We start from the raw sequence: 17926 nt of genomic DNA, 5'->3' as shown, positions 1-17926 counted from the left end.
CCCTGGTCGGCGCGGCGGCCCGCGCGAGCGGAACCTGCCGGACCGGCAGCGGGTTCACGGGCACCGGCCCCTCGTCCGCCTTCTGCCGCGCGCCGCGCTCTCGGTTGCCGCCGTGCCACGGACCGCTCACTCCCGCCGTGCCCGGTGCTGAGGTCAGGGACTGACGATCAGGCGGACCGCGCCGTGGAATTCCGGCCGCGTACGGAGGCTGCCGTACCGCTCGTCCCATGCCCCGGAGGTCAGGTCGGCGGCGAGCGTCGCCATCGCGCGTTCCTCTACGCCGGGTTCGAGGAAGGTCCAGGCGGACTGGGCCCGGCGTACGGCCGGGTCGAGGAAGGCTTCGGGGCGGGCGTAGTACGCCTCGGTGAAGCCGTCCACGCAGTCGATGGGGACCGGCACCGGTCGGACCCGGGTGCCGGGGCCGAGTGTGCGGGTGATGGTGTCGACGGCCGGGTAGCGGGCGGCTTCCGCGACCCGGAGTTCGGGGACGTAGTCCATCAGCCAGAGTCGGTCCAGCTCGTCGCCGTCGAAGGTCAGCACGACCACGGGACCGCGAGCGACGCGCCGCATCTCGCGCAGTCCGGCCTCGGCGTCCGGCCACTGGTGCACGGTGACCATGGCCATCGCGGCGTCCACGGAGTCGTCGTCGAAGGGCAGGTGTTCGGCGACGCCGTGGAGGGCGGGTGCCAGATGGGCGGGGCGCTGGGCGCGCATGGCCGGGGACGGTTCGACGGGAAGCACGTGGCGGTCGAGAGGTTCGTAACTGCCCGCGCCCGCACCGACGTTGACGATGGTCCGGGCGTCGCCGAGGGCCGCGTGGACCAGGGCTGCGATGCGAGGGTCGGTGCGGCGGATGCGGGTGTACGCGGCGCCGACGAGGCCGTAGTCGGTGTCCCCCGTGACCTGGGTCATGTCTTCAGTCCTCTCGGTGGCTCATCCAGCATTGCGTGACGCGCGGACAAGGAAGTGGTGCGGGGCGTCCTCGTAGCAGGTCAGGTGCCAGCCCGCCGCGTGCAGGGCGGGGCGGAGGTTCTCCTCGGCGAGGGGGTCGTCCGGGTCGAGGGGGCGGCCGTGGCGGGCGGCGCGTTCGGCGCGGCCGGAGGGGTGGAAAAGGAGCAGGGTGCCGCCCGGGGTGGTGACTCTGGCCCATTCGCGCAGGGCTGTCGCCGGGTCGGGTACGTGGTTGACAAGGCCCGCGCTGAAGATCGCGTCCGTTGTCCCTGTCGGAAACGGCAGTCGGCAGGCGTCGGCGAGGAGTAACTGCCCGTCCTTGTCGCGGCCTTCGCGGAGCGCGGCGGTGAGCATCGCGGGCGTGAGGTCGATGCCGACGACGAGGCCCGCGTCGCCGACCTGGGCGCGCAGCGCGGGCAGAGCGCGGCCGGTGCCGCAGCCGAGGTCCAGGACGCGCCGGCCGGGGCGGAGTTCCATCCGGTCGACGGCCGCCGCGTACCGGGGGCCGTCGCCGGCGAACCGTCGCTCCCACGTGGCCGCTCGCCGGGTGAAGAAGGCTCGTGTCGCCGTCTGCTCGGCCCGCTCCGCGACGAAGGCGGCGAAGCGCTTGAAGACGCCGTCGCGGTGGCGGGCCAGCGCGGCCAGTTCGGCGGGCGCGGACTCGACCACGCCGGGGGCGGTGGCCGCTTCTTCCGGGAACGCGTCGGCGAAGGCGCCGACCGCCGCCTCGTCCACCTCCAGGTGGAACTGCATCCCCCACGCCGAGCCGCCGACCCGGAACGCCTGCACCGGATAGCGGTCGCAGGACGCCAGCAGCGTCGCCCCGGCCGGCAGGTCCATCGTGTCGCCGTGCCAGTGCAGCACCCGCAGCCGCTCGGGAACGGCCCCGAACAGGACGTCGGCCTGCGCGGCCTCCGTCATCCGTACGTCGGCCCAGCCGATCTGCGCGCCCTCGCCGGGCCGGCCGGCACCGCCCGCCGCCACGGCCAGCAACTGCGCGCCGAGGCACACGGCCAGCACCGGGACCTCGGCCTCCAGTGCGGCGCGCAACAGCACCAGTTCCGCGCTACGGCCGGGGAAGTCCTCGTAGGCGGCCATCGCCCCGCCCATCACCACCAGGCCGACCAGGTCGTCGGCTGTCTCCGGCACCGGATCGCCCGCCCAGGTGCGGCAGACCCGGGTCGGCAGCCCGGCCGCCTCGAGCGCGGTGCCGATGGCGTAGGGGCCTTCCTGCGGTGCGTGCTCCACGATCTGGATCACGGGCCACCACCTCCCGCACGACCGTACCCGGGCGACGGCTGAACCGAAACGCGGATACGAGACCAAGGGCCCAGGTCACCTCGCATGTGCCAGTTCAATTCCTTCGCAGCCTCGGCATGCGCGCATACCTCCGGCGCAACGGCGGGATGCCGACGGTCGACGTCCCTGTTCGCGGGTTCCTCCGATTTGCCAGGCCGAAGCAAACTCTCAGGTGGCGGATGCGACGGGGTCTGTGACGAGCGCGGCCGGAGCGACTAGCTTGTGGACGCACAGTCAGTAATAAATCCGGCAATCGAGACTTTTCTCTGTGAGGCGTTCCGTCATGAGCTTGAGCATCCGCAACCAGATTCCCGGCACCGTCACCGCCGTCACGCCGGGCGCGGTGATGGCGACCGTGAAGGTGCGCCTCGACGGCGGCCAGGACCTCACCGCGGCGATCACGCTGGAGGCCGTGAAGGACCTGGGGCTCGCCGAGGGTACGGCCGTACGCGCCATGATGAAGTCCACCGAGGTCGCGCTCGCCACGAGCCGGGTGGAGGGGCTGTCCATCCGCAACCAGCTGCCCGGCACGGTCAGCGATGTCGCCACCGGCGGGGCGATGGCCGTCGTCAAAGTCACGGTCGACGGGGGCGAGTTGACCGCCGCGATCACCAAGGACGCGGTCGGTGACCTGGGTCTGCGGACCGGTTCGCCGGTGGTCGCGCTGATCAAGTCGACCGAGGTGTCGCTGGCAACGGTCTGACCAGGCAGTCCTGCTCGACAGTTTCAGACGTGGACCAAACCGACCCGCATCACCCGATCAAGTTCAGACAGCGATCCCGGCATGGGCCGTTGAGGGCGAGACACGAGGCCATCGCTGGAGAGTTCCCGCGAGCAGCTCCGCGCGGGAACTCACGTTCTGCCTTTGAACGCCGTGCAGGAAATTCCCGTGACAGCCGACGAACTGCCGCCATGCCACCGGAAACCCTCGACAATCAGTTCGCCAAATACTCCGCAAGGTCGGTGGGGCTGCTGAAGAACGGCATATCGCACGGGACCTACACCGGGCGGCGCGGCCAACTGCCCGCAACCTCCGGCACGATGGGGCACATGGAGTCCGGGAGGATCCCCTGGACAGAGGTCAGCACCGACGCACTCCGGCTGCGGATCTCCAAGCAGATCGTGGAGTTCGCCTACCAGCCGTACGGCGAAGCGCCGAAGGCCGACAGCGTCCGCACCCTGTCACTGAGCCTTGAGTCCGGTGACACCTTCGTCAGCTTCCGCGCCGAACAGGAACGCAAGCGCCAGGAGTGGGGCGACACCTACGTCGAGACCGGGCGGACGTGGACGCAGGAGAACGGTGAGGCGCTCCACCCCGACTGGATATCCCGACGCTTCACCCGTCCCGTCGAGTTGTCCGGTCTGCCGCCGGTCCCCCTCCACGACCTACGCCACCTGACCGCCACCATGTCTCTGCTCGCCGGGAACGGCATCAAGGTGGTCCAGGAGAAGCTCGGCCACTCCTCGCGCCAGATCACCTCCGACACCTACACCAGCGTGCTACCCGAGATGATGCGGGCCGAGGCCGAGTCGATCATGGCTGCCGTCCCCCGCGCCATCGCCTTCGATGTACGTACCCCGCTGGAGGTCCCCGAGGCTGTCTGGCACGACGGCCTTGCTGTCCTCTTCGCCCGCAGCGCACGGCAGTCGGAAGGCACCCGGGCCGTCGGCGCGCAGACCCAGCCGGACTCCGAACTCCTCGGCCTGGCCGCGCTGGCCGGGCGGAGCCAAGATGATGCCGCCACGCCGCCGTCAGGTGGATACAAGACCATTGCGCGGCGAACGAGCTGGAGTTGGTCAGAGTGGAGAACTTCAACGACCGCTACCCGCAGGAGCAACCGTCCGACTTCTCACTCACGCGCTTCACCGTCGGCCGTGGGTTCGAGTCCCACCCGCCCCACACCTTCCCTTGTCAGTCTTTTCCGATCATTGTGTCCAACCAGCGTCCTGAACGCATCCCCCGATGGACACGGCCGCTTCGTGATGTCGGCACCTGTCTGACCGGCACCCGCTGGTCAGGCGTCAACAGATCAGCGGAGCCGAGCGGTCAGGTGGTATCGGCCCGAGGGCAAGCGGTACGAGGCCACGCCGTCCTTGTGGCCAAGGAGACGCACCCCGTCCACTCGGGCCAGCGGAGTCCGTCCTTCGCGGACGGCATCGGCGGAGACGGCAGAAAGTCGCAGCGTCGCCTCGCTGTTGGCGGGCACGAGCGCGTCGTACACAAGGCTCCCGCCTCCGTCCTCCACCTTCCACTCGCTCCTGATCTCGCCGTACGGCGACTCGTGCGAGCCCGACACCTGCGTGATCCTGCCGGTGGGATCGACGTGGGGTTGCAGGACGAAGTGCTTGAAGCCGGGGCTGTCCGGGTCTCGGGCGATGCCGGCCATGTAGGCGTACATCCACTCCATGATCGCGCCGTAGGCGTAATGGTTGAAGGAGTTCATGCTGACCGGCCCGAACCCGTCTTCCCTGGAGTAGGAATTCCAACGCTCCCAGACGGTGGTGGCGCCGTTCCGCACGGAGAACAGCCAGGACGGCAGGGCGTCCTGGTGGAGCAGCCTGTACGCCAGGTCCGCGCGCCCCTCGTCGGTGAGGACGGGGGCGAGGACGTTGACGCCGAGGAAGCCGACGGACAGCGTGTTCTCGGCGTACCTGACCCGGCTGCTGTTCGGGTGCGCGGCCTTGTAGGCCGCGTCGTTGCCGATGTTGTCCGCCAACAGGCCCACGAGCGTGCGGCGTTGGGCCTCCGTCTCGTAGAAGCCGAGCTTGAGGACCCAGAGCAGCGCCGTCTGACTGTTGTCCTCCGTCTTCTGGTTGGGGTCGGAGCCCGGTTCGATCGGGGAGGCGTCGCCGAGACTGGACCTGACCGTGACCGTGCCGCCCTCGGTGCTCAGGTACTTGGTGATGAACGCCTGCCTGATGCGTCCGAAGAGCCGGTCGTACACCTCTCCCTCGGCCATCCTGCCGATCGCGCGGGCCATCTGTGCCATCAGCCGGGTGCTGTAGCCGTAGTAGACGTCGCTCATCAGCTGGGCGCTGGTCTTCTGGGGCCCCAGCCAGTCGCCCGTGAGGGAGCCCTGTCCGGCGTAGGTGTCGCCGGTCTGCTCCTGGATCCAGTCCAAGTAGCGGGTCATCGCGGGCCAGTTGTCCTTGACGACGGTCGCGTCCCCGGTCATCTGCCACACGGTCCACGGCACGATGACACCGGCGTCCGCCCAACCGCTGCCGCCACCGGGGAAGTTGAAACGTCCGGTGGGAGCGACCCCGGTGAACTGGGCCTTGTCCGTACCGTAGATGGCCTGGGAGTCGACGACCGTGTCCTGGAAGTGGCTGAGGAAGATCCCGGCGTCCACGTTGTACAGACCGGTCGTGGAGAAGATCTGGGTGTCGCCGGTCCAGCCGAGGCGTTCGTCGCGCTGCGGGCAGTCGGTGGGTACCCAGAGGTAGTTGCCGCGCTGGCCCCAACGGATGTTGCTCGCAAGCTGGTTGATGTCGGGATCGTTGGTCGTGAGGGTGCCGATCTCGCGGATCGCCGACGTGGCGACCTTGCCGGTCAGACCGGTGATCGTGACGGTGTCCGTCGCCGTGACGGACACGTACCGGAAGCCGTAGAAGGTCAGCGAGTCCTGGTGGGTCTCCCCGTGCCGGTCCCCCTTCATGACGTACGTGCTGGTGGCCTTGGCGCTGCGGAGGTTGGCCCGATAGAGGGAGCCCTCGGGGCCGTCCGCGCCGGCGCTGTCGTCGTTGAGCATCTCGCCGAACCTGAACTCGACCTTGGCTCCGGCGGGGCCGCGCAGGCTGTAGCGGGCCACGCCGACCATGTTCTGGCCGAGGTCGAAGACGGCCGTCTCGCCGCTGCCGATCGTGACCGGGGCGGAGGCCGCCTTCGCGGCGTCGGTCACCGTCCGGGCGGGGTCCACGACGATGCGTCCCCTGCCGTTGGGGCTGCCGTCCTGCCCGGTCACCCCCGTGGCGACGGTGATCGACTGCGGTCGCCGGTCCCAGCGGTCCATGAAGCGCGCGGTCTCGCCCGGGTACGCGAGGAGCCGCGCGTCCGGGAACTTGCCGTCGAAGGCGACCCGCTCCACGTCCGACCAGGCGGAGTCGTCGAACCCGTGCACGGCCCAGCCCGGCAGCTCCATCCGGGCGTCGTAGGTCTGGCCGTCGTAGATGTCGTCGGCGCGGTAGGGGCCGGTGTCGGTGGCCTTCCAGCCGCCGTCCGGCCCGGTGACGACCGTCTGCGACGTCCCGTCGGCGTACCGGATCAGCAGCTCGGCCTTGACGGCGAGGGCGTTGCCGGCCGCCGAGTAGTACGTACTGCCGTCGGATATACGGCCGTTGTACCAGCCGTTGCCCAGGACGAACCCGAGGGTGACGTCCGCGCGCTCTCGCGTCACGAGGTCCGTGACGTCGTACGTCATGTAGTTGACGCGCGCGTCGTAGTTCGTCGAGCCCGGGGGGAGCAGTTCGATCGTGGTGCCGTCGTCCTGCGGGACGGTCACGTGACGACCGTTGACGTAGGCCTCGTACACGCCGAGGGCCGAGACGTACAGCCGCGCCTCACGCACCCCCTTCTTCAGCACCACGTGCCTCCGAAGCATCGGCGCCCCGGCCGAGTTGGGGACCTTCCCCTTCATCCCGATCCACTGCGCGCCCGCCCATCCGCCGACGCCGTCGGTGCTCATGAGGCCGGTCTCGAAGAAGGCGGGGGGCGCCGTACCGACCGGACGGCCCTCGGCGTCCCAGACGGTGACGGTCCAGTGGTAGCGGGTCGAGGCGTTCAACGCCCTGCCCGCGTAGCGGACGGCCACGGAATCGGCGGAGCGCACGCGGCCGCTGTTCCAGACGTCCGCGCGACCGGCGGTCAGCCTGTCCGGTGAGCTCGCCACCAGGATCTGGTACGCCCCCTGGCTCCGCCCGCGCGAGGCGGACCGCATGTGCCAGCCGAAGCGCGGCCGTTCGGCGTCCACGCCCAGGGGGTCAGCGCGGTGTTCCGCGGTCAGTCCGGTCACCGCGGCGTCCGCGCGGCGGCCCGGTGCCGCCTGCGCGGCGGCGGAGCCGCCCACGGCCCCGGCCACTACCGGCACCGCGCCGGCCGTCGCCAGGAGCATGGTTCTACGGCGGATTCCCTCACGGTTCGTGCCGTCCGCATGGTGGGGTGCATTGCTGTGGGGTGCATTGCTCACACCGTCATCCCTTCGGGTGTTGGGGGGGGTTGGTCAGGAGCCGGCCTTGTAGTCGGCGTCCATCTCGTCGAGGAGCTTTTCGGGCGTGGACTGACCGCTGAAGATCTCCTGGAGGCCGCTGAGCATGGTCTGCTGGACCTTGGCGTTGGGCCACAGCTGGTCCATGAACGGCACCGTGCGGTCCGACCCGATGAACTTGGACAGCTCGGCCAGCGACGGGTCCACGGAGTAGCCCGTGTCGGGCAGAGAGGGCAGGCCGCCCTGCTTCTTGACGAACAGGGTCATGCCCTCGGGCGACATCACGAAGTTCACGAACTTCAGGGCGAGTTCGGGGTTCTTCGCCTTGGCGTTGACGCCGTAGCCGGCGCCCGCCGCCGCCGGAATGAGGGTCTGGGACGGGTCGTCGGTGGCCGGGAGCGCCTTGAGCGTGAACGTGCCCTGCGGGTTCTTGCCCTTCAGGAGGGCGATCACCCAGTTGCCCTGGATGATGCCGAGGGTCTTGCCGGAGGCGGCGAGGGCCTGGCTGGCCTCGTAGTTGGTGCCCAGCGGGTCCTTCTGGAAGCAGCCGGTCTTCTCCATCGTCAGGTACTTGTCCAGGGCGGTGGCCCACTGCGACCGGGCGAAGGTGGCCCGGCCCGCCTGCATCTTCTGGTCGAAGGCGCGGTCGGGGCCGTAGACGGTGGTGGCGACCAGTGCGTACAGGACGAGTTGGGTCACCCAGTTGTCCTGGTTGCCCAGTGCGAAGGCGGGGGTTCCCTTGGCCTTCGCGGCCTTGCAGAAGGCCAGCAGATCGGTCCAGGTGTCGGGTGGGGTCAGTCCCGCCTTCGCCATGGCCTGCTGGTTGTAGACCGCGCCGATGCCGTTCTGCCCGAAGATCGCGTTGTACGTCTTGCCCTTGTACTGAGCCACGGTCTTGATGGCGTCCGGCATCTTCGCCGCCCAGGGCTGGTCCGAGAGGTCGCGCAGATAGCCCGGATTGGCGAGCACGACCGTGGCGCCCGGGTTGCCGTTGCCGGGCCAGACCGACATCACGTCGGGCGCGGTACCCGAGGCGAGTTGGGTACGGATCTGCTGCTGGTACTGGTCGGCGCCGCTGGTGGTGTAGCGGACCTTGACGCCCGGGTTGGCCTTCTCGAAGGCCTTGACAACGTCCTCGACCGAGCCCTGGTCGACCGAGGCGAGCGTCAGGGTCTTCGAACCGCCGCCGGATCCCCCGGCCTTGGTGCCGCCGCTGCAAGCTGCCAGCAGGGCGCCGGCCGTCAACGCGGCGATCAGGACCGGCAGTTGGCGTGTCTTCATGATGTCCCCCTCAGGGAAGAGCCACCGGGCATCGGTGACGGGTGGACCTCGGATGTCATCCGCGCAGCCCTCCCGCGAAGCCGTTGATGATGCTGCGCTGGAGCAGGAAGTAGACGAGCAGGACGGGCAGGATGCTGATCACCAGTGCGGCGAAGATGAGGTTCCAGTCGGTGACGTACTGGCCGACGAACCCGGCGATCGCGACCGGCATGGTCTGCTGGGCGCTGCCGCTGAGGTACAGCAGCGGGGTGAAGAAGTCGTTCCAGACAGCGACCGTGTTGAGCACGAGGGCGGTCACCGTGATCGGCTTGAGCATGGGCAGGACGACGTAGCGGAAGCCCTGTAGCGGGGTGCAGCCGTCGATCAGGGCCGCGTCCTCGAAGTCGCGGGGCAGGGCGCGCAGGAAGCCGACGTAGAGGAAGACGGTGAACGGGACCTGGAGGCCGGAGTAGAAGAGGACCAGGGCCCACGGGGTACCGAGCAGACCCAGGTCGCGCATGGTCTGGTAGAGCGGCAGCGACGCGAGCTGGAAGGGCAGCACCAGTCCTAGGAGGAAGGCCAGGAACGTGCCCCGGGACCAGCGGGCCGTGACGCGGGCCAGCGGGTACGCCGCCAGCGACGAGACGGCCAGCACGACGAAGACACTGCACGCCGTCACCAGCACGCTGTTGCCCAACGCGCCGCCGAGGGCGCCCTGTTGCCAGGCCTGGGTGAAGTTGTGCAGGGTCGGCGAGGTGGTCGGGCTGATCGGCGACGAGGTGTCCGAGGCGGGCCGTACGGCGAGGTTGACCAGGACGTACACCGGGAAGCCGACGACCAGGGCGATGGCGATCATCGACAGTTCCAGAGCGAAGGTGTGACGGCGGTAGCGGTTCACGACGTGGCCCTCTCGTTGCGGGACAACACGAGGTACTGGCCCGTGGACGCGACGGCCACGATGACCGTGAGGACCACGGCGAGCGCGATGCTGTAGCCGAACTCGCCGAGCGTGAAGGCGTCCTTGTAGATCAGCGTCGAGAGTGTGTCGGTGGCGTGGCCGGGGCCGCCGCCCGTCAACGCGTAGACCTGGTCGAAGAGTTTGATGCCGCCGATGATCGACAGCATCAGGTTGATGGTGAGGGCCGGGGCCAGCAGCGGGCGGGTGACCGACCAGAAGCGGCGCACCGGGCCCGCGCCGTCGATGGCGGCTGCCTCGTGGATCTCCTTGGGTACGGACTGGAGTCCGGCCAGGAAGATGACCATCGAATAGCCCGCGTACTGCCAGACGATCACCCCGATCACCGACCACAGGGCGACCTGCGGACTGCCCAGCCAGTCCTGCCGCCAGCCGCCCAACCCCACGACGCCGAACAGGCTGTTGACCGCGCCGTCCGGACCGAGCAGATTGCGCCAGAGGTAGGCGGTCACGATCGGGGTGATCACGGCCGGGGCGAACAGGAACACCCTGAGCACATTCCGGGACTTGATGGCCGAGTTGACGCCGAGGGCCAGCAGCAGGCCCAGCGCGTTCTGGACGACCGTGATCGCCACGGCGATCAGCAACGTGTGCCAGATGGCCTGCACCGCATCGGCATCGCGGAACATCGCGGAGAAGTTGTCCAGGCCGACGAAGGAGAAGCCGGGATCGAGACCGTCCCAGTCGGTGAACGCGTAGTACACACCGCGGGCACTCGGCACCAGGACCACGAAGGCGAACAGCAGCATCGCGGGCAGCGCGAACCACCAGGGCGGGGTGGTTCGGGCTCGCCGTACCTTCGGCACCGTCGGACCTCCTTCCTTGAAACGTTTCAAACCGGGCGTTGAATCGAGGTTCCGGCACTTCGGGCTGTTGTGCGGGGTGCCGACCGGTGGTCGTCGTGGACGATGTGGGTAGCGATGTGGGTAACGTTCCCCAAAGATGTTGCCAGACCCTAGAGAGCGTCCCGCGTGACGTCAAGATGCCGCGCAAGCTGCGTGATTGTTACGGCGGCGGCGCGGCTCAGCCTCTGCGACGACTCCGCCGAATCGCACATTCCGCCCTACACTCCTCGACAACGTTTCCCGAAGGGACAAGGAACCGGATGGAGCCGCAGGCCCGGCCTCGACGCGTCACCATCGTCGACGTCGCCCGTCACGCAGAGGTGTCCACGACAGCCGTCTCCAAGGTGCTGCGCAACGCGTACGGCGCCAGCCCCGAGATGCGCGCCAAGGTGCGCCGCGCGATCGACGAGCTGGGCTACCGGCCGAACGCCGGCGCCCGGAGCCTGCGCGGACAGACGTACACCATCGGCGTGATGCTGCCCGACATCCGCAACCCCTTCTTCCCCGAGATCCTCGACGGCGTCACCGCCTCGCTGGCGGACACCGAGTACCAGGTGCTGCTGGGCCCGGGCTTCAACGGGGAGAAGGAGGAGGCACGCGTCACCGAGGCGATGATCGACCGGGGCATGGACGGCATCATCCTGGTCGCACCGATCTCGTCACGCGCCCACATGGAGCGCGTCGGCACCGCCGTGCCGACCGTCGTCATCGGCCGCCACGGGTCATCCCCCGCGTACGACACCGTGGTCGACGACGACGTCGAGGGCGCCGCCCTGGTCGTCGGCCACCTGGCCGCCCTCGGCCATCGCCGGATCGCCCACATCGAACATCACGAGACCGACCCGACACGCCTCACGGAGATGCCCAACGCCCGCCGCGCCGACGGTTATCGCCTGGCCATGCGGAAGCACGGACTGGAGGAGTGGATCGACGTCGTCTCCACCAGCTACACCCAGGAAGGCGGCCACCGGGGCACGAAGGAGTTGCTGGCCCGGCCCGTCCGGCCCACGGCGGTCTTCGCCGGAGCGGACATCGTCGCCATGGGCGTGCTCGACGCGGTCACCGAGGCCGGGCTGTCCGTTCCCGGCGACCTCTCGGTCGCCGGATACGACAACACCACGTTCGCCGCGTTCGGCCCGATCTCGCTCACCAGCGTCGACCAGGGCGGCCGCGAGATGGGCGAGAACGCCGTACGCCTCCTCCTGGAGCGGATCGCCGACCGTGGGCGCCGCTCGGCCCAGGTCACTCTCTCCCCCACGCTCGTACCGCGCCGGTCCACGGCACGACCGGCGAAGTAGGACGTCAACCCCGAGCTGTGCAGCGGGCGTTCAACCGTTCGGTTGAACCTGGGACTGAGCCTTTGGAAAACGTTGCCCATCCGGGCGGGGCTCGGCAAGGATGAAGGGCGCCCGACGGCCATGGCCGCGCCCAGGCGGCGGGCTTCACCCCCCCATGAGAGAGGTCTCCTCAGCGTGCCCAGATTCAGCAGACGACATGTCCTGGCCACCGGTGCCGCCTTGGGAGTCGGGGCGTTCGGCGCCTCGGCGAGTCCGGCCGCGGCTTCCCCCGCAGGGTCCCGCCTCGCGGGCGGGCGCGAGGAACCCCGGACGCTCGACGAGCTCTACCAGGCCGCGCTCGCGGAAGGCGGCAAGCTCGTCGTCTACGCCGGCGGCGACACCCCCACCCAGCAGGACGGCACCAAGGCGGCCTTCAAGGACCGCTTCCCGGAGATAGACCTCACGCTGATCGTCGACTACAGCAAGTACCACGACGTCCGCGTCGACAACCAGTTCGCCACCGACACCCTCGTCCCGGACGTCGTCCAGTTCCAGACCCTCCAGGACTTCGACCGCTGGAAGCAGCAGGGCCGCCTGCTGCACTACAAGCCCGCCGGGTTCGCCAAGGTCCACGACGCGTTCAAGGATCCGCAGGGCGCGTGGGTGGCCACCGGGGCGATCGCCTTCAGCTTCCTGTACGACACGGCGACGGTCGGCGGGACGACGCCGCTCACCCCGCGCGACCTGGTCGACCCGAAGTGGAAGGGGAAGATCGCCTCCGCCTACCCGCACGACGACGACGCGGTCCTCTACCTCTTCTCGTTGTACGCCCGCACGTACGGCTGGGACTGGGTGGCCCAATTCGCCACGCAGGACGTGCAGTTCGGGCGGGGCAGCAACTCCCCGGGCGACGCGGTCTTCGGCGGGCAGAAGGCGATCGGCGTCGGCACCGCGGGGTCCGCCGTCGGCACGTCCCCCGTGACGTTCGCCATCGGCGCCGGGCACCCGTTCATGGCCTGGGGCCAGCGCACCGCGATCCTCAAGCAGGCCAAGAACTCCACGGCCGCCAAGCTCTTCCTCAACTGGCAGCTGTCGACCGAGATGCAGAACGGGTCGTTCAACGGCTGGTCCGTCCGCACGGACATCACTCCCCCGGCCGGACTGAAGCCAATGTGGGAGTACCCGAACGCCCACGTGGACGGTTTCCCCCGCTTCATGGCGGACCGTGCGGCGGTCGAGCGCTGGAAGCAGACATTCGCCCTCTACTTCGGCGAGGTCAAGGGCGACCCGACGCCCGGCTGGCTGGGACTGCACCCAGGGGCATAGACGTGGAGCGGGCGCGCCGGCCGATGCCCCGCGACCGCGCCCGCCGGACCTGACACCCCTCCGCCCCGGGCATGATCGGTACGGTGATACCCGGGACGGCGGAAGGGGCGGCGAGGCCGTGAGCGAGCAGGCGGGCATCAGCACGGCGAAGGAGGCCGCCGACCACGAACTGATCCTCGCGTTCGGGCGGCTGCAGGGGGCGGCGAACCGACTGGAGTACATCCTCGGGCGGGCCCTGGAGGAGGAGTGCGGGATCAGCCATCTCATGTTCGAGGTGCTGCTGATCCTCGGGCGGGCGGGCGCCCCGGGCATGTCGATGCGGGCCATCGCCCAGGAACAGGTCCTGACCACGGGCGGTGCCACCCGGCTGGTGGACCGGATGGTGGCGGCGGGACTCGTGGCACGCACCGACTCCCCCGAGGACCGGCGCGCGAAGCTGGTGCGACTCACTCCGCTGGGTGAGGAGACGGCGGTGCACGCGTCTCGGGTGCACGTGGCGAACATCAAGCGGTACTTCGTGGCACCGCTCCCCGCCGAGGACCGCGAGCGGTTCGCTGAGGACCTCCGCATCCTCAGCCACACCGCCCGGGACGTGCTGCCCCGACTGCCCTGACCGACGACCGGCCTGATGTAGCAACCACAGCTCCATCCGCGTGTCCCACCTCACACCCATCAGGAAATACCTGACTAGTCAGTTACTGTTTCGTCAGACGAATGCCCACACCGGGTGGGCAGGACACGCCTTCGAGGTCATCCATGAAGCTCGTCTACGTCTTCGACGCCTACTGCGGCTGGTCGCACGGATTCTCCGGAACGCTGAGCGAGGTCGCCTCCCGCCATCCCGAACTACCGGTCGAGGTCGTCTCCGGTGGCCTGTTCACCGGGTCGCGCCGGGTGCCGATCCGCGAGTTCGGCTACGTCCAGGGCGCGAACGCCAAGATCGCCGAGCTGACCGGCGCCGAGTTCGGCGAGAGCTACGAGCAGCTGATCGCCGACGGCTCCTTCGTGATGGACTCCGAGGCCGCCGCCCGCGGTGTCGCAGCCCTGCGCCAGGTCGCCCCCGACCGCGCGGCGGAGCTGGCCGCGGCCCTCCAGGCCGCCTTCTACGTCGACGGACGCAGCCTGTCCGAGGCGGTGACCTACCGGACGGTCGCCCGGGCCGCCGGGCTCGACGCGGATGCCGTCGTTGCCGCCTTCGAAGCACCCGAGGCACAGACAGCGGCCCACGCCGACTTCCGCCGCGCGGTCCAGCTCGGCGTCACCGGGTTCCCCACTCTGCTGGCCGTCGACGGCGACTCCGTCACCCCGCTGGCCTACGGCCAAGCCACCGCCGACGAGGTCGACGCACGCTTCTCCGTCCACTGATCTTCCCCTGGCCCCACCCCATCCCCTGCGCAAAGGAGCCCCCGCATGAGCAGCCTCGCCTTCAAGATCCTGGACCTCGACTTCCCCGCCGGCAGCAAGAACAAGACGGCCACGCTCGTCACCGGCGAGCAGGAGGCGCTGCTGGTCGACGCCGCCTTCACGCGCGCCGACGGCCACCGCCTCGCCGCCGAGATCCTCGACTCCGGCAAGAAGCTGACCACCGTGTTCATCAGCCACGCCGACCCGGACTTCTACTTCGGCGCCGAGGTGATCGCCGACGCCTTCCCCGATGCGACGTTCGTCGCCACCCCGCTCGTCATAGAGCACATCCGGGACTCCTACGAGGGCAAGCTCAAGGCGTGGGAGGCCCTCGGTCCCAACCTGCCCACCCGCCTGGTCGAGCTGACCCCGCTGACCGGCGACCTCACCTTCGAAGGCCACCGCTTCCAGCTCAAGGGCGGCCCGGCCGGCCTGCCCGACCGCCACTACCTCTGGCAGGCCGAGCACCGCGCGCTCTTCGGCGGCGTCCTGCTCTTCCAGCAGGAGCACGTCTGGGTCGCCGACACCCCCACCCCGGGCGATCGCGCGTCCTGGGTCGACCTGCTGGACGAAATGGCCGCCCTGAAGCCGGAGTTGGTCGTCCCCGGCCACCGCCTGCCCGGCACCGCCGCCGACGCCTCCGCCATCACCGCCACCCGCGACTACCTGCTCGCCTTCGAGGAGGAACTCGGCAAGGCGGCCGACGGCGCCGCGCTGACCGAGGCACTGGTCAGCCGCTACCCGGGCAACGGGATGCTGATCGCCGCCCAGATCGGTGCGAAGGTCGCCAAGGGTGAGATGAAGTGGGGCTGACCATGGCCGAGTTCACGACTTCCACCGCCCCCGCCGATGTCGTACGCCGCCAGTACCTGGCCTCCGCCGCCGGTGACCTCGAAGCCCTCCGCGCCACCCTCGCCCCCGACGTGGAGTGGACGGAGATGGCCGGCTTCCCCCTCGCCGGCACCTACCGCACCCCCGACGGGGTCACGTCCCACGTGATGGAGAAGCTCGGCCAGGACTGGGACGACTGGACCGCCCACGACGACACCTACGTCGTCGACGGCGAGAACGTCGTCGTCCTGGCCCGCTACACCGCCGTCAACAAGTCCACCGCCAAGTCGATCGACGTCCGCGTCGCGCACCACTTCGTCGTACGCGGTGGACTCATCGTGCGCTTCGAGCAGTTCGTCGATACGGCTCTCGTGCGCGACGCCATGTCCCGCTGAGCGAACGGGAGTTCTTCCGGTAAGCCGGGCGGCCCTTACTGCTCAGTCGGCCGCCCGGCGCCGGGACAGCCGTCCCTCCTCGACGTCGAGCCCCAACTCCCCGCGTTCCGCGTCGAGTTGGATCAGCTTGTCGTGGTCGGCGGTACCCGGCTCGGCGAAGAACACGACGAACCGCTGCTTCTGGCTGTGCTCCAGCGGCATCGACTCGTAGCCGAGGCGAAGGTCGCCGACCTCGGGGTGGTGGAAGGTCTTGGGGTCCGGGGCGTGCGGTTTGACGTCGAAGCGGTTCCACAGGTCGGCGAAGTCCCGGCTCTTCGCCAGGAGTTCGCCGACCAGCTCGGCCAGGTCCGGGGCGTCCGGTTCGGTACCGGCCAGGGCGCGCAGCCGGCCGACGCAGGCGCGGGCCTGCTCGTCCCAGTCGTCGAGTACGTCGCGGGCGAGGGGGTGGAGGAAGGCGTAGCGGGCGAAGTTCCGTCGCGGCGGCGGCCAGTCGGCCAGTCCGGCGAAGAGCCGTAGCGCGCCGGGGTTGAAAGCGAGCAGGTCCAGGGTGCGGCTGACGACGTAGGCCGCGTTCGGGCGCACGGACTCGAGGAGCGCCAACAGCTGTGGTCTCACGGTGTGGCCGGGTGCGGGCGGCGCTTCGGGGGCGTAGGCGGCACGGGAAGCGAGCTCGCGCAGGTGCCGGTGCTCGGACGCGTCGAGGAGCAGGGCGCGGGCGAGGGCGTCGACGACGGTGGGGCCGGGGTGGGTCTCCTTGCCGCGTTCCAGGCGTACGTAGTAGTCGATGCTGATCCCGGCGAGCGTGGCCAGCTCCTCGCGGCGCAGACCCGGCGTGCGGCGCGGGCCGGGGGCTGCGGTCAGCCCGGCCTGCTCGGGGGTGACCTGCGCACGGCGGGCGCGCAGATAGGTGCCGAGGTCGCTCGTGGCACCCGTCGGATGGACCTTCGCCTTCTCCGCTGCGCGCTCCATGCGACCATTTTGCCCGTCTTCTTGGGGTCATGTATCAGTGGGTGTGCGTCCCTGCGTGGCCTGCGGGGTCCCGCTGCCGGATCAGGGCAATGCGCGCGGCTGCAGCACGTCGTTCATGCCCGGCCGCTTGCCGGGGCCTGAGTCGGGAGCGGTCATGTCCAGCAGGAGCAGGGCGTCGTGGTCCGGGGTGCCGGGTTCCGCAGCGTAGGCGACAAGGCGCTGGCCCGGTGTGCCGTTCAGGTCCATGGACTGGGCGGCCAGGGTGACTTCGCCGACCTGTGGGTGGTGGAACGTCTTGTGGGTGGCCTTGCGGCCGGTGACGTCGTAGCGGTCCCACAGCCTGGCGAAGTCGGGGCTCTTGAGGACGAGTTCGCCGACGAGGGTGGTCAGGTCGGGGGCGTCGGGGGCGGTGCCGGCCAGGGCGCGCAGCCGGGCGATGCAGGCGCGTATCTGGATGTCCCAGTCGGGGAACAGCTCGCGGGCCGCGGGGTGCAGGAAGAAGTAGCGGGCGAGGTTGCGCTGGGTGGCGGGCCAGTCGTCCAGGCCCGCGTACAGGGCGAGGCCGCCGGGGTTGGCGGCGAGCAGATCCATGCTGCGGCTGACGATGTACGCCGGGTTCGGACGCATCGCATCGAGCAGCAGCTTCAGGTGCGGGCGCACGGTCCGGCTCGGGACGGGCGGCGGCTCGGGGGCGTACCGCGCGGCGCGGACGGCCAGTTCGCGCAGATGCTGGTGTTCGGCGTCGTCCAGCTGCAGGGCGAGGGCGAGGGCGTCGACGACGGAGGGACCGGGCCAGGTCTCCTTGCCGCGTTCCAGGCGTACGTAGTAGTCAATGCTGATCCCGGCGAGAGTGGCCAGCTCCTCGCGACGCAGACCGGGGGTGCGGCGAAGGCCAGCGCCGGCCGTGAGGCCGACCTGTTCGGGTGCGGTCTGTGTGCGGCGGGCACGCAGGAACCGGCCCAGCTCGGCGCCGCCGTCACTGCTCTGCTCGGATGCCATGCCCTTCAGTGTCACACCGCTCTGACCTGCGCGGCAGAGCGGTGAGGGGCCCTGTCACTACCCGGCTCGCCACCCCCTGGCACGGCTCGGCCTGCCACCGGTGGCGAAAAAGCGCGAAGGTGAATTCCGGCGGGCTTCACACCGGTCGCGTCGGCACCTCCCGCCCGTGTTCGAGCGTCGCCCGGCATCC

At 69.8% G+C, this 17926-nt stretch carries 16 protein-coding genes; 8 read left to right on the top strand and 8 right to left on the bottom strand.

Annotation, left to right across the window (positions count from 1 at the left end; all coding sequences use genetic code 11):
* Nucleotides 1–153: 153 nt before the first annotated feature.
* The gene (locus OO70_RS05950) at nucleotides 154–912 is read right to left on the bottom strand and encodes a class I SAM-dependent methyltransferase (protein ID WP_043664903.1); all 759 of its coding nucleotides are present in this window, start codon (nucleotides 910–912) and stop codon (nucleotides 154–156) included.
* A gap of 21 nt (nucleotides 913–933) precedes the next feature.
* Complete coding sequence (locus OO70_RS52090; RefSeq protein ID WP_043664900.1) at nucleotides 934–2211, bottom strand: methyltransferase domain-containing protein; 1278 nt, start codon at nucleotides 2209–2211, stop codon at nucleotides 934–936.
* 322 nt (nucleotides 2212–2533) lie between these two features.
* Between OO70_RS52090 and OO70_RS05940 the strand changes: the two genes are divergently transcribed.
* Together OO70_RS05940 and OO70_RS51105 are read left to right on the top strand one after the other, a co-directional pair.
* Nucleotides 2534–2953, top strand: a complete 420-nt coding sequence (locus OO70_RS05940) for a TOBE domain-containing protein (protein ID WP_043664898.1) — start codon at nucleotides 2534–2536, stop codon at nucleotides 2951–2953.
* 29 nt (nucleotides 2954–2982) lie between these two features.
* On the top strand, nucleotides 2983–4251 hold the full coding sequence (locus OO70_RS51105; protein WP_234336729.1) for a tyrosine-type recombinase/integrase: 1269 nt from the start codon (nucleotides 2983–2985) through the stop codon (nucleotides 4249–4251).
* A gap of 29 nt (nucleotides 4252–4280) precedes the next feature.
* On the opposite strand, the gene OO70_RS05930 is transcribed toward OO70_RS51105, so the two are convergent.
* The 4 genes from OO70_RS05930 to OO70_RS05915 all read right to left on the bottom strand — a co-directional run bounded on the left by OO70_RS05930 (nucleotide 4281) and on the right by OO70_RS05915 (nucleotide 10496).
* The gene (locus tag OO70_RS05930) at nucleotides 4281–7361 is read right to left on the bottom strand and encodes an alpha-L-rhamnosidase (RefSeq protein WP_051740722.1); all 3081 of its coding nucleotides are present in this window, start codon (nucleotides 7359–7361) and stop codon (nucleotides 4281–4283) included.
* Between the two features lie 108 nt (nucleotides 7362–7469).
* Nucleotides 7470–8735: an ABC transporter substrate-binding protein gene (locus OO70_RS05925; RefSeq protein ID WP_043664895.1), complete on the bottom strand. Its 1266-nt coding sequence runs from the start codon at nucleotides 8733–8735 to the stop codon at nucleotides 7470–7472.
* Between the two features lie 55 nt (nucleotides 8736–8790).
* Complete coding sequence (locus tag OO70_RS05920; RefSeq protein ID WP_043664893.1) at nucleotides 8791–9612, bottom strand: carbohydrate ABC transporter permease; 822 nt, start codon at nucleotides 9610–9612, stop codon at nucleotides 8791–8793.
* Entirely contained in the window at nucleotides 9609–10496 is an 888-nt protein-coding gene (locus tag OO70_RS05915) for a carbohydrate ABC transporter permease (RefSeq protein WP_234336726.1), read from the bottom strand. Before OO70_RS05915 ends, OO70_RS05920 begins: the two co-directional genes overlap by 4 nt.
* Nucleotides 10497–10795: 299 nt before the next feature.
* Here OO70_RS05915 and OO70_RS05910 point away from each other — a divergent pair, with 299 nt between their 5' ends.
* The 6 genes from OO70_RS05910 (at nucleotide 10796) to OO70_RS05885 (ending at nucleotide 15768) form a co-directional block, all read left to right on the top strand.
* On the top strand, nucleotides 10796–11833 hold the full coding sequence (locus OO70_RS05910; protein WP_043664888.1) for a LacI family DNA-binding transcriptional regulator: 1038 nt from the start codon (nucleotides 10796–10798) through the stop codon (nucleotides 11831–11833).
* A 174-nt stretch (nucleotides 11834–12007) separates the two neighbouring features.
* Entirely contained in the window at nucleotides 12008–13138 is a 1131-nt protein-coding gene (locus OO70_RS05905) for an ABC transporter substrate-binding protein (protein ID WP_043664885.1), read from the top strand.
* A 118-nt stretch (nucleotides 13139–13256) separates the two neighbouring features.
* Nucleotides 13257–13751, top strand: coding sequence for a MarR family winged helix-turn-helix transcriptional regulator (locus tag OO70_RS05900; protein WP_043664882.1), 495 nt, complete (start codon nucleotides 13257–13259; stop codon nucleotides 13749–13751).
* Between the two features lie 143 nt (nucleotides 13752–13894).
* Nucleotides 13895–14503: a DsbA family protein gene (locus OO70_RS05895; RefSeq protein WP_043664879.1), complete on the top strand. Its 609-nt coding sequence runs from the start codon at nucleotides 13895–13897 to the stop codon at nucleotides 14501–14503.
* Nucleotides 14504–14548: 45 nt separating this feature from the next.
* On the top strand, nucleotides 14549–15355 hold the full coding sequence (locus tag OO70_RS05890; RefSeq protein ID WP_043664877.1) for an MBL fold metallo-hydrolase: 807 nt from the start codon (nucleotides 14549–14551) through the stop codon (nucleotides 15353–15355).
* Nucleotides 15356–15357: 2 nt separating this feature from the next.
* Nucleotides 15358–15768, top strand: a complete 411-nt coding sequence (locus tag OO70_RS05885) for a nuclear transport factor 2 family protein (RefSeq protein WP_043664874.1) — start codon at nucleotides 15358–15360, stop codon at nucleotides 15766–15768.
* 42 nt (nucleotides 15769–15810) lie between these two features.
* Here the strand turns inward: OO70_RS05885 and OO70_RS05880 are convergent, their stop codons facing one another.
* Both OO70_RS05880 and OO70_RS05875 read right to left on the bottom strand, forming a co-directional pair.
* Nucleotides 15811–16737, bottom strand: coding sequence for a helix-turn-helix domain-containing protein (locus OO70_RS05880; RefSeq protein ID WP_051740720.1), 927 nt, complete (start codon nucleotides 16735–16737; stop codon nucleotides 15811–15813).
* 81 nt (nucleotides 16738–16818) lie between these two features.
* On the bottom strand, nucleotides 16819–17736 hold the full coding sequence (locus OO70_RS05875; RefSeq protein WP_043664871.1) for a helix-turn-helix transcriptional regulator: 918 nt from the start codon (nucleotides 17734–17736) through the stop codon (nucleotides 16819–16821).
* Between the last annotated feature and the right edge of the window lie 190 nt (nucleotides 17737–17926).

The sequence above is a fragment of the Streptomyces xylophagus genome (genome assembly GCF_000716435.1).
GTDB classification, from domain to species: Bacteria; Actinomycetota; Actinomycetes; order Streptomycetales; family Streptomycetaceae; genus Streptomyces; species Streptomyces xylophagus.
Note: the sequence above shows the minus strand (reverse complement) of the source record. Positions and strands in the feature narration are given on the sequence as shown.

What these genes read in the sequence shown, in the direction of transcription:
- OO70_RS05940 (WP_043664898.1), top strand. Translation starts at nt 2,534, where the DNA reads ATGAGCTTGAGCATCCGCAACCAGATTCCCGGCACCGTCACCGCCGTC.
- OO70_RS05875 (WP_043664871.1), bottom strand. Translation starts at nt 17,736, where the DNA reads ATGGCATCCGAGCAGAGCAGTGACGGCGGCGCCGAGCTGGGCCGGTTC.
- OO70_RS05930 (WP_051740722.1), bottom strand. Translation starts at nt 7,361, where the DNA reads ATGCTCCTGGCGACGGCCGGCGCGGTGCCGGTAGTGGCCGGGGCCGTG.
- OO70_RS05880 (WP_051740720.1), bottom strand. Translation starts at nt 16,737, where the DNA reads ATGGAGCGCGCAGCGGAGAAGGCGAAGGTCCATCCGACGGGTGCCACG.
- OO70_RS05885 (WP_043664874.1), top strand. Translation starts at nt 15,358, where the DNA reads ATGGCCGAGTTCACGACTTCCACCGCCCCCGCCGATGTCGTACGCCGC.
- OO70_RS05895 (WP_043664879.1), top strand. Translation starts at nt 13,895, where the DNA reads ATGAAGCTCGTCTACGTCTTCGACGCCTACTGCGGCTGGTCGCACGGA.
- OO70_RS05890 (WP_043664877.1), top strand. Translation starts at nt 14,549, where the DNA reads ATGAGCAGCCTCGCCTTCAAGATCCTGGACCTCGACTTCCCCGCCGGC.
- OO70_RS05925 (WP_043664895.1), bottom strand. Translation starts at nt 8,735, where the DNA reads ATGAAGACACGCCAACTGCCGGTCCTGATCGCCGCGTTGACGGCCGGC.
- OO70_RS05950 (WP_043664903.1), bottom strand. Translation starts at nt 912, where the DNA reads ATGACCCAGGTCACGGGGGACACCGACTACGGCCTCGTCGGCGCCGCG.
- OO70_RS05910 (WP_043664888.1), top strand. Translation starts at nt 10,796, where the DNA reads ATGGAGCCGCAGGCCCGGCCTCGACGCGTCACCATCGTCGACGTCGCC.